Source organism: Auritidibacter sp. NML100628 (assembly GCF_003185985.1).
Taxonomy (GTDB): Bacteria; Actinomycetota; Actinomycetes; order Actinomycetales; family Micrococcaceae; genus Auritidibacter; species Auritidibacter ignavus.
The window spans coordinates 13,230-27,150 of the sequence record NZ_QHLP01000015.1 but is presented as its reverse complement, the minus strand read 5'-3'; the positions used below and the strand labels follow the sequence as shown (position 1 = coordinate 27,150).

10 protein-coding genes, 1 tRNA gene and 1 riboswitch are annotated in these 13,921 nt (G+C 60.0%); of the genes, 7 read left to right on the top strand and 4 right to left on the bottom strand.

Features of this window, described 5'->3' with window-relative positions; all coding sequences use genetic code 11:
* Positions 1-4: 4 nt before the first annotated feature.
* The 4 genes from DCC24_RS09770 to DCC24_RS09755 form a co-directional block, all read right to left on the bottom strand.
* A complete protein-coding gene (locus DCC24_RS09770; protein ID WP_110099736.1) occupies positions 5-1,162 on the bottom strand; it encodes an LLM class flavin-dependent oxidoreductase in 1,158 nt (385 codons plus the stop codon).
* Between the two features lie 9 nt (positions 1,163-1,171).
* Positions 1,172-1,297: riboswitch (SAM riboswitch) on the bottom strand.
* A 76-nt stretch (positions 1,298-1,373) separates the two neighbouring features.
* Positions 1,374-2,516, bottom strand: coding sequence for an LLM class flavin-dependent oxidoreductase (locus DCC24_RS09765; protein ID WP_110099735.1), 1,143 nt, complete (start codon positions 2,514-2,516; stop codon positions 1,374-1,376).
* A gap of 585 nt (positions 2,517-3,101) precedes the next feature.
* A tRNA-Lys gene (locus DCC24_RS09760) sits at positions 3,102-3,174 on the bottom strand.
* Positions 3,175-3,272: 98 nt separating this feature from the next.
* A complete protein-coding gene (locus tag DCC24_RS09755; protein ID WP_233492062.1) occupies positions 3,273-3,755 on the bottom strand; it encodes a hypothetical protein in 483 nt (160 codons plus the stop codon).
* 136 nt (positions 3,756-3,891) lie between these two features.
* On the opposite strand from DCC24_RS09755, the gene ilvD reads away from it, so the two are divergent.
* The 7 genes from ilvD to DCC24_RS09720 all read left to right on the top strand — a co-directional run bounded on the left by ilvD (position 3,892) and on the right by DCC24_RS09720 (position 13,906).
* The gene (ilvD, locus tag DCC24_RS09750) at positions 3,892-5,628 is read left to right on the top strand and encodes a dihydroxy-acid dehydratase (RefSeq protein WP_110099734.1); all 1,737 of its coding nucleotides are present in this window, start codon (positions 3,892-3,894) and stop codon (positions 5,626-5,628) included.
* 344 nt (positions 5,629-5,972) lie between these two features.
* A complete protein-coding gene (locus tag DCC24_RS09745) occupies positions 5,973-7,844 on the top strand; it encodes an acetolactate synthase large subunit (protein WP_110099733.1) in 1,872 nt (623 codons plus the stop codon).
* 3 nt (positions 7,845-7,847) lie between these two features.
* Positions 7,848-8,363: an acetolactate synthase small subunit gene (ilvN, locus tag DCC24_RS09740; protein ID WP_110099732.1), complete on the top strand. Its 516-nt coding sequence runs from the start codon at positions 7,848-7,850 to the stop codon at positions 8,361-8,363.
* Entirely contained in the window at positions 8,363-9,394 is a 1,032-nt protein-coding gene (gene ilvC, locus DCC24_RS09735) for a ketol-acid reductoisomerase (protein WP_110099731.1), read from the top strand. Before ilvN ends, ilvC begins: the two co-directional genes overlap by 1 nt.
* 235 nt (positions 9,395-9,629) lie before the next feature.
* Positions 9,630-11,225 (top strand): phosphoglycerate dehydrogenase, encoded by a 1,596-nt coding sequence (gene serA / locus DCC24_RS09730; protein WP_110099765.1) that lies wholly within the window; start codon positions 9,630-9,632, stop codon positions 11,223-11,225.
* A gap of 1 nt (position 11,226) precedes the next feature.
* Complete coding sequence (metG, locus tag DCC24_RS09725) at positions 11,227-12,846, top strand: methionine--tRNA ligase (RefSeq protein WP_110099730.1); 1,620 nt, start codon at positions 11,227-11,229, stop codon at positions 12,844-12,846.
* A gap of 10 nt (positions 12,847-12,856) precedes the next feature.
* Positions 12,857-13,906 carry a 3-isopropylmalate dehydrogenase gene (locus DCC24_RS09720; protein ID WP_110099729.1) on the top strand — a complete coding sequence of 350 codons (1,050 nt, stop codon included), beginning with the start codon at positions 12,857-12,859 and terminating at the stop codon, positions 13,904-13,906.
* Positions 13,907-13,921 lie beyond the last annotated feature (15 nt).

Sequence of the window (13,921 nt, the reverse complement as noted above, 5' to 3'; positions counted from 1 at the left end):
GAGGTTAGTGAGCGGAAGCCGACGAGGAAGCTGAGGCGTACCGGTTTGCCGGACGACCAAGTCCGAACCGGGCCCGCAATGGAGCGGCATTGTTATCGGCTGGGTGATCTTGGAGTGTCTCCACGACAGATTTCAGGTGCTGCTCGATCACAGCAAGGTCGTGCTGGTTCTGGGCAGGCCAAAGCCGGACGCCATCAACCCCGGCGGCCTTGACCTGGTCGAGGCGTTCACTGAGGTGCTCTGGAGTACCGATGACGACCTCATCGGCCTGAGAAGGATTAAGGGTCTGGACCTCGTTGAGGCGTTGCCAGCGTGCGAGCGCCTCTGACTCGTCTGGATCAACCGCAAAGTACACATCGGCCACGACCTTCGGCGGCGCGTTCTTGTCACGACCGTGCTGGTCGGACAGCGTTGTAATCTTCTCGTGGAGTGAGGTCAACTTCTCCGGGGCCGAGGTGCCGGTGAAGATCACGTCGGCAGCGCGCACTGCAGTGTTCAGCACCTCTTCGCTGGTACCTGCAATGGTGACCAGTGGCTGGCCTTGCGGTGGCCGGGGAACGATAGAGGGGCCTTTGATGGAGAAGAAGTCTCCTTCGAAGTCCACGTAGTGGAGCTTGTCGCGGTCGATGAATCGTCCGGTGGCTACATCGCGAATCTCGGCGTCGTCTTCCCACGAATCCCACAGACCGCGCACGACCTCGATGACGTCGCGGGCTTCAGCATAAAGCGAGGCCTCATCGTCGTAGGCGCGTCCTCGTCCCACTAGCAGCGTTTCGGCTTCGGTGGCTGAGACTGCAACCTGCCAGCCAGCGCGACCGTGACTGACATAGTCAAGCGTGGCAAGATTTTTCGAGACGTGGAAGGGCTCGGTATGGGTGGTGGTCAGCGTCGGGATCAGGCCGATCTTCTCGGTGCGGGGCGCCAACCACGAGGCCAGCAACGACGTATCGAATCCCGGGCGGGTGGCGTCATTGAACGCATCCTCGAGGGTCACGAATCCGGCCCCCAGGTTCTCAGCCTGACGCACGAGGTCTTCCCACGCTGTGATGGAGAAGTTATCGGCAAGAGCCTGCTGGCTCCGGATGGCTGCGGGGTGGAAACCCCCTCGATCCAGCGCAACTCCGATGACGAAGTGGGAGGTTTCGGGTGTGGCACGTGACATGATTCTCCTTAAACACACTTGCCGAATGGGCCTTGTCTTCACCTGGAGCACCCCACTGTGTAAGAGATTGTGGTCGATCTCCAGAGAGAGGGTTGCTGTCCGATCAGCCAGGGCTTGAAATCGGATCTCGTGACAATAAATTCTCGGTGGTGGTTGGGTAGTTGATGGGCTGGGATGGGTGGTCAGGGGTAGCCGGAGGGCAACGGGGAAGCTATTGCCAGGCCTCTGCCAACAGCTGGAAGCTACGCAGGCGGGCTTCCGGGTCGTGGGTAATGGTCGAGATCAACAATTCGTCGGCTTGTGTAGCGGCCTGTAGCGCCTTGAGTTTCTCGACCACCTGGTGCGGGTCCCCCACGTAGCGGGTCGTCGTCCGGTCGCGGACCAGGGGTTGCTGTTCGGCGGTGAGCTGGTTTTGTGCAGCGGTATCGGGTGAAGGATATGTGATAGCGCCTTGACCGCTACGGATGCTGTAGACCCACTGGTCGTAACCAGCTGCCAAGGTGTCAGCCTCGGAGGTGGTGTCGGCCACCAAAACTTCAGCGGAGACGATGGTGTATGGGGCATCGAGGTCTTCGCTGGGCTGGAAGCGCTCGCGGTAGTCCGCCAGAGCTTCCAGAGTATGGGTGGGGGCTACGTGATAATTCGCACCAAACCGTAATCCCTTTTCTGCGGCCAGCTGCGAGGAGTCACCGGCGTTGGTACCCAAAATCCAAATCTCCGGGGAACCCACATCCGCGGTGGCATTCGAGATCGGCTCGCCATGTACTACGGCGCGGTCATGGAACAAATCCAGTAATTGATCGAGGTACTCATCATAGAAGCGAGGCTCCGCGCCGGGCTGATGCAATAGGGCCTGCTGAGCGGTAGCACGCGGTGAGCCAAACAGGTGAGACAAATCGGGGGAAGCGGGGATAAACACGCCGTTGTCGGTCTCGTAGTCCTCTGACTGTTGCTTAGCCTGATCTTTCTTCTCTTGTTTGGCAGCTTCGGCCTCGGTGCGCTTCTTCTTAGGGCCCTTCAACCCGGCACGTCCCAAGCCGAGATCAATTCGTCCCGGAAAGGCCGCTTCAAGCAGGCTGAATTCTTCTGCCACCGAGAAAGGAGTTCGGTGACCGGTCAGAACCGTTCCGGAACCAAACCGCAAGGTTCCGGTTTCACTGGCCAACAAGGCGATGGTCAGGGCAGGGGAGTAGCCCAACATCCCTGGGTTCATGTGATGTTCCCCGTACCACAAGCGGTGATAGCCGGCTTCTTCAATGCCACGAGCAAAGGCTCGAGCATGATCAATACCTTCGGCAGGGGTATACCCTTCAGAGAGCGGTACCAAATCGAAAGCACTAAGCCGGACTGTCATCAGATCACTTCCCGTTTTCCCATTGACGTTGGTTGGTAGAGGAACGATTAACCATTCTTCAGATAGGGAAGGCTGGGACCTAGTCGAGGTCAAAGCACTGACACATTCGTCCGTTCATCTCTGGCGTGGCGGTTTTCCCTGTCATATATTTCGTGTCCTTGACGTGGTGTTACACGTACCAGGCCACGCTCAACAGGCGACCCGTCGCGAGAGGGCCGGTACGACAGGTGGCTCCCACCCAGACTGTTGCGCCACGTCGGGACATGGTGGTCGATGCCTCATGAGGTATCCTGCTCTGGGACGAGAGAGCGAGAGTGTGGGAGGTAACGATTGCACCGGATGCAGCAGATCGTGGTCCTGTCGCGGGCGTGATGCCGGAGGAGTAAGTCGGTGGGCACCAGCGCCCAGACCATGACGGAGACTAGGAACCACACGGAAGCTGGCAGTCAATGGGCACAAACAACCCCAGCGCGGAGGCGGAGCTAGTGGCTTTAAAGCTGTGGGTAGACGGTGGATTTGCCTTGTCCGCCGGATATGACAACGGCACCTGTTTGACGTGTGGCCAAACGAGGTGCCGACTGAGAGTGCGCCCCGTGGGACTCGAACCCACAACCTATTGATTAAGAGTCAAGTGCTCTACCAGTTGAGCTAGAGGCGCAGAACTATATGCGCGTTTCGCACGAGGAACTACTCTAGCAGAGGAGTTTATCGATTGTTAAATCTGAGCGGTGTGACGATCACGACCTGTTGTTCAGCCTACTGATCTTGCTTGCGCTTGTAGAGCTCATCGAGCTGGTCCATCAGCTCGGTCATGAACTCGTGAAAGTCCTCCGAATCATCGAACTGCTCGAGAGCCACGCTGTGCCCGGCGCCGAGGGGAACCTCGGGGTCTCCAATGACATCAAAATGTGCGCGATGGCCGGTTACGGTGGTGACTCCGTACCCAGCACCCGAATCAGACACCATGGCTACATTCGACAGGTCAATGGTCAGGATGTCTTCTCGGTCGGCCTCGGTGTGCACCCCAAAGGCTTCGACCTCTTCGGTGACGATCGGCAGCAATACCATCTCTAAAGGCTGGCGACGATAGCCGATCACGAAGGCCGGTCCGGTCGCGACCGGGTGGGCATAAATCAGGTTGTAATCGCCGTAGTTAAAAATTGTGGCTTCAAAGAGCAAACGCAGGCGCTGCTTCAGCGCCGCAGACGAGGAAGAGCCCTGCTTGAGGTGTGCCATCATAATCGACCAGTCTAGTCTCTGGGATGACGCTGCGTCATGATGAAATCACCAGCGATTGATTTAGTCGACGATTCAGTCAGTGCAATGTGTTCGTCGTGTTGCAGATAACAGGGGTAAGCAGTCGTAGACTGTCGTCATGACACCTCGCACTCCGGACAATTCATCTGAGCCAGATCTCAAGCCCCGCTCACGGGACGTGACCGATGGGATGGAAAGGGCCCCAGCCCGTGGCATGCTCCGTGCCGTGGGCATGGGGGATGAGGACTTCTCCAAACCGCTGATCGGTATTGCGTCGTCGTGGAATGAAGTCACCCCCTGCAACCTCTCCCTGGACCGTCTGGCTGATGCCGCGAAGTCGGGTGTCCATGCAGCCGGCGGGTACCCGTTGCAATTCGGCACCATTTCGGTCTCCGATGGTATTTCTATGGGCCATGACGGTATGCATTACTCACTGGTGTCTCGCGACGTAATCGCCGACTCGGTCGAGACGGTGATGATGGCTGAGCGCTTGGACGGTTCGGTGTTGCTAGCCGGGTGTGATAAGTCGCTACCCGGGATGATGATGGCCGCCGCCCGTCTGGATCTGGCCTCGGTATTCGTCTATGCCGGGTCGATCATGCCCGGCTATGCAACCTTGTCGGATGGCAAGACTCGGCAGGTGACCCTTATCGATGCGTTCGAAGCCGTAGGGGCATGCGCTCGCGGGTTGATTTCGCGCGAGGACGTGGACACCATCGAACGCGCGATTTGTCCTGGCGAAGGTGCCTGTGGCGGGATGTATACTGCCAACTCTATGGCCTCGGTCGGGGAGGCCCTTGGTCTGTCGATTCCAGGCTCGGCCGCTCCGCCTTCGGCCGATCGTCGTCGCGATGCTGATGCTCGCCGGGCCGGTGAGGCTGTGATCAACCTCCTGAAACAAGGGATCCGCACCCGTGACATTCTCACCAAGGAAGCGTTCGAGAATGCTATTGCCGTGATGATGGCCTTCGGAGGCTCCTCGAACTCGGTGCTACACCTACTGGCCATCGCCAATGAAGCCCAGGTGAACCTGAGCCTGCACGACTTCAACCGGATCGGAGACAAGGTCCCGCACCTGTCAGATATGAAGCCCTTCGGTCAGTACGTGATGACCGACCTGGACCGCATTGGTGGCGTCCCGGTGGTCATGAAGGCGTTGCTGGATCTTGGAGTGCTCCACGGCGATGCCCTGACGGTGACCGGCAAGACTGTTGCCGAAAACCTCGAAGAACTCAACCCACACGGACTTGACGGCGAGGTATTGCGCACCCCGGACAATCCGGTGCACCCCACCGGAGGACTGACCGTGTTGCACGGGTCGTTGGCCCCGGAAGGCGCGGTGGTGAAATCCGCGGGATTCGACGCGGAGGTCTTTGACGGTACCGCGCGGGTCTTTGAACGCGAACAGGCCGCCATGGACGCCCTGGCAGCCGGCGAGTTACAGGCCGGAGACGTGGTGGTCATCCGTTACGAAGGCCCCAAGGGAGGACCCGGTATGCGCGAAATGCTAGCCATTACCGGTGCCATCAAGGGCGCCGGTCTGGGTCAAGACGTGTTGCTGATTACCGATGGTCGCTTCTCCGGCGGGACCACCGGATTGTGTATTGGACATATTGCCCCCGAGGCAGCTGTCGGCGGACCCATCGGGCTGATCGAAGACGGTGACCCGATCCAGGTCAGCATCAAAGATCGTCGTATTGATCTGCTGGTCGATGAGGCCGAACTGGAGCGTCGCCGGGAGAACTTCGAACCCCTGCCACCGAAATTCCACCAGGGCGTGCTCGGAAAATTTGCCGACATGGTCTCCTCCGCCTCCGCAGGTGCGGTCACCTCACGGCCGGTGAGCACCCGGTAACACAACAGTACAGCGCGCCACACAACAGCACAGAGCGGGCTGACGACACGGGGTCGTGAGATGGTCAAAGCGGTGGGAGATAGCACACCGTGGGCCACCTCACGACATATTTGACTTTTCAGTTCTTCGACTGCAAATATAAGAACATGTCGAAGACCCTAGTAGTCGTTATGTAGCGCATGGCCTGAGTCGAGAAACTCAGCTGGCGAAGCACCGCCACCATGCGCTGACCCCGTAAGGCCCACACCAGAGCCGGTATCGGGGTTTTTTTATGGCCTTTTGTGCAAACCACAACATGGCAGAATCACGAGTCGTAGACAGAAGAAATGAATGAGGCATAGCTCATGAGTTCTGGAGCGAATATCACCCCGTCGGTGATGCCCCCTCATCCACCAACACGCGGCACAAGAACCACCGCCGGTGGATACGATGATCGAGTCCCCGGAGAGAACCGGCGGATTGAACCCACCACGATGACCGGCGCCGAGGCCATTGTCCGGTCACTGGAAGAACTCGGCGTCACCGATGTCTTTGGTCTACCCGGTGGAGCGGTGCTGCCCCTGTACGACCCGCTTTTGGATGCAGAGAAGATTCGCCACATTCTCGTCCGCCACGAACAAGGCGCCGGTCACGCCGCCCAAGGCTACTATTTGGCGACCGGTAAACCCGGGGTTGCTATCGCCACCTCCGGGCCCGGTGCGACCAACCTGGTCACCGCCATCGCCGATGCCCACATGGACTCGGAAGCCGTGATCTTCATTACCGGACAGGTCGGAGCCCAGCTGATAGGCTCCGATGCCTTCCAGGAAGCCGACATTGTGGGGGTTACCATGCCGATCACTAAGCACTCCCGGCTGGTGACCCGCAGCGAAGACATCCCGCAGGTGCTGGCCGAAGCGTTCTATATCGCCACCTCCGGTCGTCCCGGGCCGGTGTTGGTCGATATCACCAAGAACGCTCAAGAAGGCACCCTGGACTTCGCCTGGCCACCGAAGCTCAATATTCCGGGCTACCGTCCGGTGACCCGTGGCCACTCCCGTCAGGTGCGTGAAGCTGCCAAGTTGATTAACTCCGCATCTCGCCCGGTGTTGTATGTCGGTGGTGGTGCTGCTCGCGGCGAGGCCGAGGAAGAACTGATGGATTTGGTGGAACTGACCGGCGCCCCGGTGGTGACCACCTTGAACGCCCGGGGCATGGTTCCCGACTCGCATGAGCAAAACCTGGGCATGCCAGGCATGCACGGCACCGTGGCCGCGGTCACCGCCCTGCAAATGTCGGACCTGCTGATTACGCTAGGCGCCCGATTCGATGACCGGGTGACCGGCAAACTCTCCAGCTTCGCCCCCAAAGCCAAGGTCATCCACGCCGATATCGACCCGGCCGAAATCTCCAAGAACCGTGCGGCCGATGTTCCGATCGTGGGGGATTTGAAAGAAATCCTGCCCGACCTCTACCAGGACGTCACCGCATTGCGGGAGTCCGAGGGCACACCGGACCTCAGCGAGTGGTGGACGGTGCTCAATAAGGTACGCAACACCTACCCGCTGGGGTATACGCCCACCGACGATGGGCTGATGGCCCCGCAGACCGTTATCGAGAAACTCTCCCAGATTGCCGGTCCGGAAGCCGTGTACGTTGCCGGGGTAGGCCAGCACCAAATGTGGGCCTCCCAATTCGTGGACTATGAACGCCCCCACCAGTGGCTTAACTCTGCCGGGTTGGGCACCATGGGTTTTGCCGTCCCGGCCGCCATGGGCGCCAAGGTGGCCCAACCCGAACGGGTGGTGTGGGCTATTGACGGTGACGGATGCTTCCAGATGACCAACCAGGAACTTGCCACCTGCGTGATCAACCAGATCCCGATCAAGATCGCGGTGGTCAACAACTCCTCGCTGGGCATGGTCCGCCAGTGGCAGACCTTGTTCTACGACGGCCGGTATTCCAATACCGACCTGAATACCGGAGCCGACACCGTCCGGGTGCCCGACTTCGTGAAGCTCGCCGAGGCCTACGGTGCTACCGGGTTGCGGTGTGAACGCGCCGAGGATTTGGAAGACATCATTAACCAGGCGATGCAGATCAATGACCGCCCGGTCGTGGTGGACTTCGTCGTCTCCCGGGACTCGATGGTCTGGCCGATGGTGCCCGCCGGGGTGTCCAATGACGATATTCAGGTTGCCCGTGATCTGACACCGGAATGGTCAGAGGAGGACTAGACCATGGCACGACACACATTGTCCGTACTCGTTCAAGACGTCCCCGGCGTGCTGACGCGGGTCTCCGGGCTGTTCTCTCGCCGCGCCTTCAACATTGAGTCCCTGGCGGTGGGCAACTGTGAAATCGACGGGCTCTCGCGCATCACGGTGGTGGTCGATGCCGATGGTGATCACCTGGAGCAGGTCACCAAACAGCTCAATAAGCTGATCAACGTCATCAAAATCGTCGAGCTCGATGATGCAGCAGTGCACCGGGACCACATTCTGGTCAAGGTCCGCTCCGATGCCTCCACCCGTGCCTCGGTGGTCCAAGCCGTAGAACTGTTCCGCGCCACCGTGGTGGATGTTTCCACTGATGCGGTGACCGTGGAGGCCACCGGTTCACTACAAAAACTGCACGCCTTATTGGAAGTTCTGGAGCCCTTCGGGATTCGAGAACTAGTCCGTTCCGGCACCATTGCGGTCGGCCGTGGCGGGAAATCCATGACCGATAGAGCCCTGTCTAAAAAAGGAGAATGATGTCCGTTCACAAGTTTTATGACGACGATGCCGATTTGAGCATCATCCAAAACCGCAAAGTGGCCGTGATTGGTTTCGGCTCCCAGGGCCACGCCCATGCCGAATCCCTGCGCGACTCCGGTGTGGATGTCACCATTGGTCTCGCCGAGGGCTCGAAGTCTCGTGCGAAGGCCGAAGCTGCTGGGCTGAAAGTCGCCTCCGTCGCCGATGCCGCCGCTGAGGCTGACGTGATCATGATGCTGGTTCCCGATCAGGTGGCCGCCACCGTTTACGCTGAATCGGTGGAGCCCAACCTGTCGGAGGGTAACGCACTGTTCTTCGCCCACGGGTTCAACATCCGTTTCGATTACATTCAGCCTCCGGCCGGTGTTGATGTGGCCATGGTGGCCCCCAAGGGTCCCGGCCACGTGGTTCGTCGCGAGTTCGAGGCCGGACGCGGTGTGCCTGCCCTGGTGGCTGTAGAGAAGGACGAGACCGGTTCGGCCAAGGACCTGGCCCTGTCCTACGCCAAGGGTATCGGTGCCACCCGCGCTGGCGTGATTGAAACCACCTTCACCGAAGAAACCGAAACCGACCTCTTTGGTGAGCAGGCCGTGCTGTGCGGTGGGGCATCCCACCTGGTCCAGGCCGGTTTCGAGGTGCTCACTGAAGCTGGTTACCAGCCGGAGATCGCCTATTTTGAGGTACTGCACGAGCTGAAGCTGATCGTGGATTTGATGGTCGAAGGTGGTATCTCTAAGCAGCGTTGGTCCATCTCTGACACCGCTGAATTCGGTGACTACATTTCCGGTCCGCGCGTGATCGATGCCCGGGTGAAGGAGAACATGAAGGCTGTGCTGGCCGATATTCAGGACGGCTCCTTCGCCAAGCGCTTCATGGACGATCAGGCTCAGGGCGCCGAAGAGTTCCAGAAACTGCGTGCTGAGGAAGAACAGCACCCGATCGAAACCACCGGTCGTGAACTGCGCAAGATGTTCTCCTGGCTCAAGGACTCTGATGCCGACTACACCGAGGGCACTGCAGCTCGCTAAGCGCTCGCACAGCTCACCCGAGACTGAACCCCACCGCAAGGTGCGTGATCGATGATCACCGCCTGCGGTGGGGTTCCGATCTTTCCCGCTTCGCACAGTCTCCCAGCCCTCGCTCGCGTCGTAGACTAGGTGAGGTGTCAGTGTTGGCGGGCCACATGGTCCGCTCATCAACACCGGTGACTGATGCACCAATAAGTGAACCACCCCTTGAGATGATGAAAGCGTGTCCAGAACCGTGACAAAACCTGTCGTGTTGATTGCCGAAGAGCTCTCCCCGGCCACCATGGACGTCTTGGGAGGTGACTTCGATGTTCGCCACACCGACGGGTCGGACCGCGAACAACTCCTCCAAGCCCTGCCCGAGGCCAACGCCGTCCTGATTCGCTCCGCGACCACCATGGATGCCGAAGCCATCGCCGCGGCCCCCAAACTGAAAATTATTGCCCGCGCTGGTGTGGGGCTGGACAACGTTGACACCCAGGCAGCTACTGACGCCGGGGTGATGGTGGTCAATGCCCCGACCTCGAACATCATCTCCGCTGCCGAGCTGACCTGTGCACATATCCTGGCTTCGGCTCGGAACCTGGCTGAAGGTAACGCCACCCTGAAAGCGGGGGAATGGAAGCGCTCGAAGCTCAAGGGCACTGAGCTGTATGAAAAGACCCTGGGCATCGTCGGTTTAGGACGTATCGGCTCGCTGGTGGCCGAGCGAATGCAGGCTTTCGGCATGAACATCGTCGCCTACGACCCCTACGTCACCGCCGCACGCGCTCAGTCCATCGGCGCGAAACTCCTCAGCCTCGAGGAAGTTCTCCAAGCCTCCGACTTTGTCACCATCCACATGCCACGCACTCCCGAGACCATGGGCATGATCTCCGACGAGCAGTTCGCGCTCATGAAGGACACCGCTTACGTCATCAACGTGGCACGTGGCGGTCTGGTGGATGAGGACGCTCTGACCCGCGCCTTGGAATCCGGGGCTATCGCTGGAGCCGGCATCGACGTCTACGTGAACGAGCCCGCCAAGGACCTGGGCTTCTTCTCATCACCGAAGGCCACCGTCACCCCGCACCTGGGTGCTTCGACTATTGAGGCCCAGGAAAAGGCCGGAGTCGCTGTGGCGAAGTCGGTGCGGTTGGCCATGGCCGGAGAGCTGGTGCCGGACGCCGTTAACGTCGCCGGGGGAGCGATTGATCCCTACGTGCGCCCGGGCATTCCGCTAACCGAAAAGCTGGGACGAATCCTGACCGCACTGATGCGCAACCAGTCGCTGACCGCCGTGGAAGTTCACGTTGCCGGGGAACTGGCCGAGATGAACGTGGACTCGCTGAAATTGGCTGCCCTGAAGGGAGTGTTCACCGATGTGGTCTCCACCCAGGTCTCCTACGTCAATGCCCCGGTGATGGCCGAAAACCGCGGTGTTGAGGTGCGTTTGACCACCTCCCCGGATTCCCCGTCCTACCGTAATACCGTCACGGTGCGCGGAGCGGCCGCTAACGGTGAGCAGTATTCGGTTACCGGTACCCTGACCGGCCCCAAGCAGGTTCAAAAGCTGGTCGGCATCGATGACTTTGAATTTGAGGTGGTCTTGGCTGACCACCTGCTGGTGTTGCAGTATCAGGATCGACCCGGGGTGATTGGTGTCATTGGTCAGACCCTGGGCGATCAGCACGTCAACATTGCTGCCATGGACGTCAGCCCCGATGATGACAATGACACCGCCTTGGCCGTGGTCACCCTGGATGCCGCTCTGGCGGAGGGCACGTTGATCACCATCAGCGACACCATCGGTGCGGAACGTTCCTGCGAACTCAACCTGGAAGAACGCTGATATGAAGTACTACCTGACCACCGCGATTGCCTACCCCAATGGTGACCCGCACATCGGTCACGCCTATGAGTACATTGGCGCTGATGCCATGGCACGGTTCGCCCGCCTTGACGGACGCGATGTGCGCTTTTTGACCGGCACCGATGAACACGGTCAGAAAATGCAACAAACCGCCCAGAAGCTGGGCATCACCGCCGCCGAACTCGCCTCCCGCAATTCAGCCCGGTTCAAGGACATGGATGACACCGTGCTGAAGCTCTCCTACGACCGGTTCATCCAAACCACCGACGCCGATCACCGGGTGGCTGCTCGAGAGCTCTGGCAGCGGATGAGCGACAACGGTGATATTTACCTGGATAAGTACTCCGGGTGGTACTCGGTGCGTGATGAACGGTTCTTTACCGAAGACGAAACCGAGCTGGCCGACGACGGCACCCGCATCGCCACCGAAACGGGTACTGAGGTGACCTGGACCGAAGAAGAATCCTATTTCTTCCGGCTCTCGGCCTACCAGGACCGGTTGTTGGCACACTACGATGCACACCCTGAGTTCATCGCACCGGCCTCTCGTGCCAACGAAATCCGTCGCTTTGTCGAATCTGGTCTGCAAGATCTCTCCATCTCGCGCACCAGCTTCGACTGGGGCATTGACGTCCCTGAACCCAGCGAAAAAGCCCTGGCCGCCGACCCTGGACTGGTCACCGACCAGAAACACGTGATGTATGTGTGGGTCGATGCCCTCGCCAACTACCTCACCGGGGCCGGATTCCCCCACGACGACGAGCTGTTTGGCTACTGGCCAGCGGATCTACACGTGATCGGTAAAGACATCTCCCGGTTCCACTGCGTGTTCTGGCCGGCGTTTTTGATGTCGGCAGGCATTGAGCTCCCGCAGCGAGTCATCATCCACGGATTCTTGACCAATGACGGCGAAAAGATGTCCAAGTCCTTGGGCAACGTGATTGCCCCGGCCGACTGGGTCGAGCACTACGGGCTGGATACGGTGCGCTACTTCCTACTACGCGAATTCAGCTTCGGTGCCGATGGGTCCTACACCCACCAGGCTGTGGTCGCCCGCAAGAACGCCGACTTGGCCAATAACCTGGGTAACCTGGCCCAACGATCGCTGTCGATGGTGTTCAAAAACTGCGACGCCCAGATCCCAGCACCCGGCGGTGACCTCACCGACGCCGACCGGGCGCTACTGGACCAAGCACAGCCACTGTTAAAGATCAACCAGGACCACTACTACCGGCAAGAGTTCAACCGTGCCCTGGCCGAAACCTGGCGTGTGCTCGATGAAGCCAACACCTATTTCGCCGACCAGGCACCCTGGGTGTTGCGCAAAGCAGACCCCGAGCGGATGAAGACCGTCCTGTGGGTGACGCTGGAAGTCGTGCGTCAGGTCGCGTTGCTGATCCAACCGGTCATGCCGGACTCTGCTACCCAGCTGTTGACCCTGTTGGGTGTGCCTGCCGAGGGCGATGCCGGAGCAACCCTAGCCTCCGGGCAGGGCCCGCGGTCCTTCGCGGCCTGGGACGAAAAGCTTAAGCCCGGAACTGAGATTCCCAAGCCGGTCGGGGTGTTCCCGCGGCACGACGACACCGACGATCAGCAGTAGGGGTACCGTGATGACAACCATCCCCGCATTGGATCTTGCGGTGATACCCGGCGACGGGATCGGCCCGGAAGTTACCGCTGAAGCGGTCAAGGTGCTCAAGGCGGTCTCTCAGACCCCGGTGACCACCACCGAGTACCTGCTGGGTGCCGAGCACTATCTGGCCACCGGTGAGACCCTAACCGATGAGACCCTGGAGGCCATCCGTGGCCACCAGGCCATCTTGTTCGGTGCCATCGGCTCCCACCCGGGCGACACCCGGATTCCCTCGGGCATCCTGGAACGCGAGATCATCCTTTCATTGCGATTCCGCCTCGACCACGGGGTGAACTTCCGCCCCGCTCAGCTCTACCCGGGAGTCCGCTCCCCGTTGGCTGACCCCGGCGAGATCGACTTCGTGGTCTTCCGCGAAGGCACCGAAGGGCTCTACCTGGGACAGGGTGGACGGTTGCGGGCCGGCACCGACCACGAGGTGGCCACCGAGGTTTCGGTCAATACCCGGTTGTCGGTAGAACGACTCGTCCGCGCAGCCTTTACCTATGCGGCCGAACACCGTGAGCGCAAACACCTCACCCTCGTGCACAAACACAACGTGTTGGTCCACGCTGGTCGGCTCTACCAGGACACGGTGAATCAAGTGGCCGAAGAATTTCCGCAGGTCACCCACGATTATCTGCACGTCGATGCGGCGACCATCTTTCTGACCACCGATCCGTCCCGGTTTGATGTGATTGTGACTGATAACATGTTTGGTGACATCATCACCGATCAGGCCGCCGCAATCACCGGCGGGATCGGTTTGGCGGCCTCGGGGAATCTCTCCGATACCGCACCGTCGATGTTCGAACCGGTTCATGGATCCGCCCCGGATATTGCGGGCCAGGGTCGTGCCGACCCGACCGCAGCGATCCTTTCGGCAGCCATCCTGCTCGAACACCACGGTCAGCCCGAGGCCGCACGGGCAATCCGCACGGCAGTCAGCCGCGATGTGGCCAATCGCCGTCCCCGGACGACCGAGCAGATCGGCGATGACATCATCGCCGCCCTGCCAGAAACGAAGTGAAAGGTCGTTGATTTT

Excerpts from the sequence above, each read along its gene's own strand:
- ilvC (WP_110099731.1), top strand. The coding sequence starts at position 8,363 with ATGTCCGTTCACAAGTTTTATGACGACGATGCCGATTTGAGCATCATC.
- ilvD (WP_110099734.1), top strand. The coding sequence starts at position 3,892 with ATGACACCTCGCACTCCGGACAATTCATCTGAGCCAGATCTCAAGCCC.
- metG (WP_110099730.1), top strand. The coding sequence starts at position 11,227 with ATGAAGTACTACCTGACCACCGCGATTGCCTACCCCAATGGTGACCCG.
- DCC24_RS09745 (WP_110099733.1), top strand. The coding sequence starts at position 5,973 with ATGAGTTCTGGAGCGAATATCACCCCGTCGGTGATGCCCCCTCATCCA.
- ilvN (WP_110099732.1), top strand. The coding sequence starts at position 7,848 with ATGGCACGACACACATTGTCCGTACTCGTTCAAGACGTCCCCGGCGTG.
- DCC24_RS09770 (WP_110099736.1), bottom strand. The coding sequence starts at position 1,162 with ATGTCACGTGCCACACCCGAAACCTCCCACTTCGTCATCGGAGTTGCG.
- DCC24_RS09720 (WP_110099729.1), top strand. The coding sequence starts at position 12,857 with ATGACAACCATCCCCGCATTGGATCTTGCGGTGATACCCGGCGACGGG.
- DCC24_RS09755 (WP_233492062.1), bottom strand. The coding sequence starts at position 3,755 with ATGATGGCACACCTCAAGCAGGGCTCTTCCTCGTCTGCGGCGCTGAAG.
- DCC24_RS09765 (WP_110099735.1), bottom strand. The coding sequence starts at position 2,516 with ATGACAGTCCGGCTTAGTGCTTTCGATTTGGTACCGCTCTCTGAAGGG.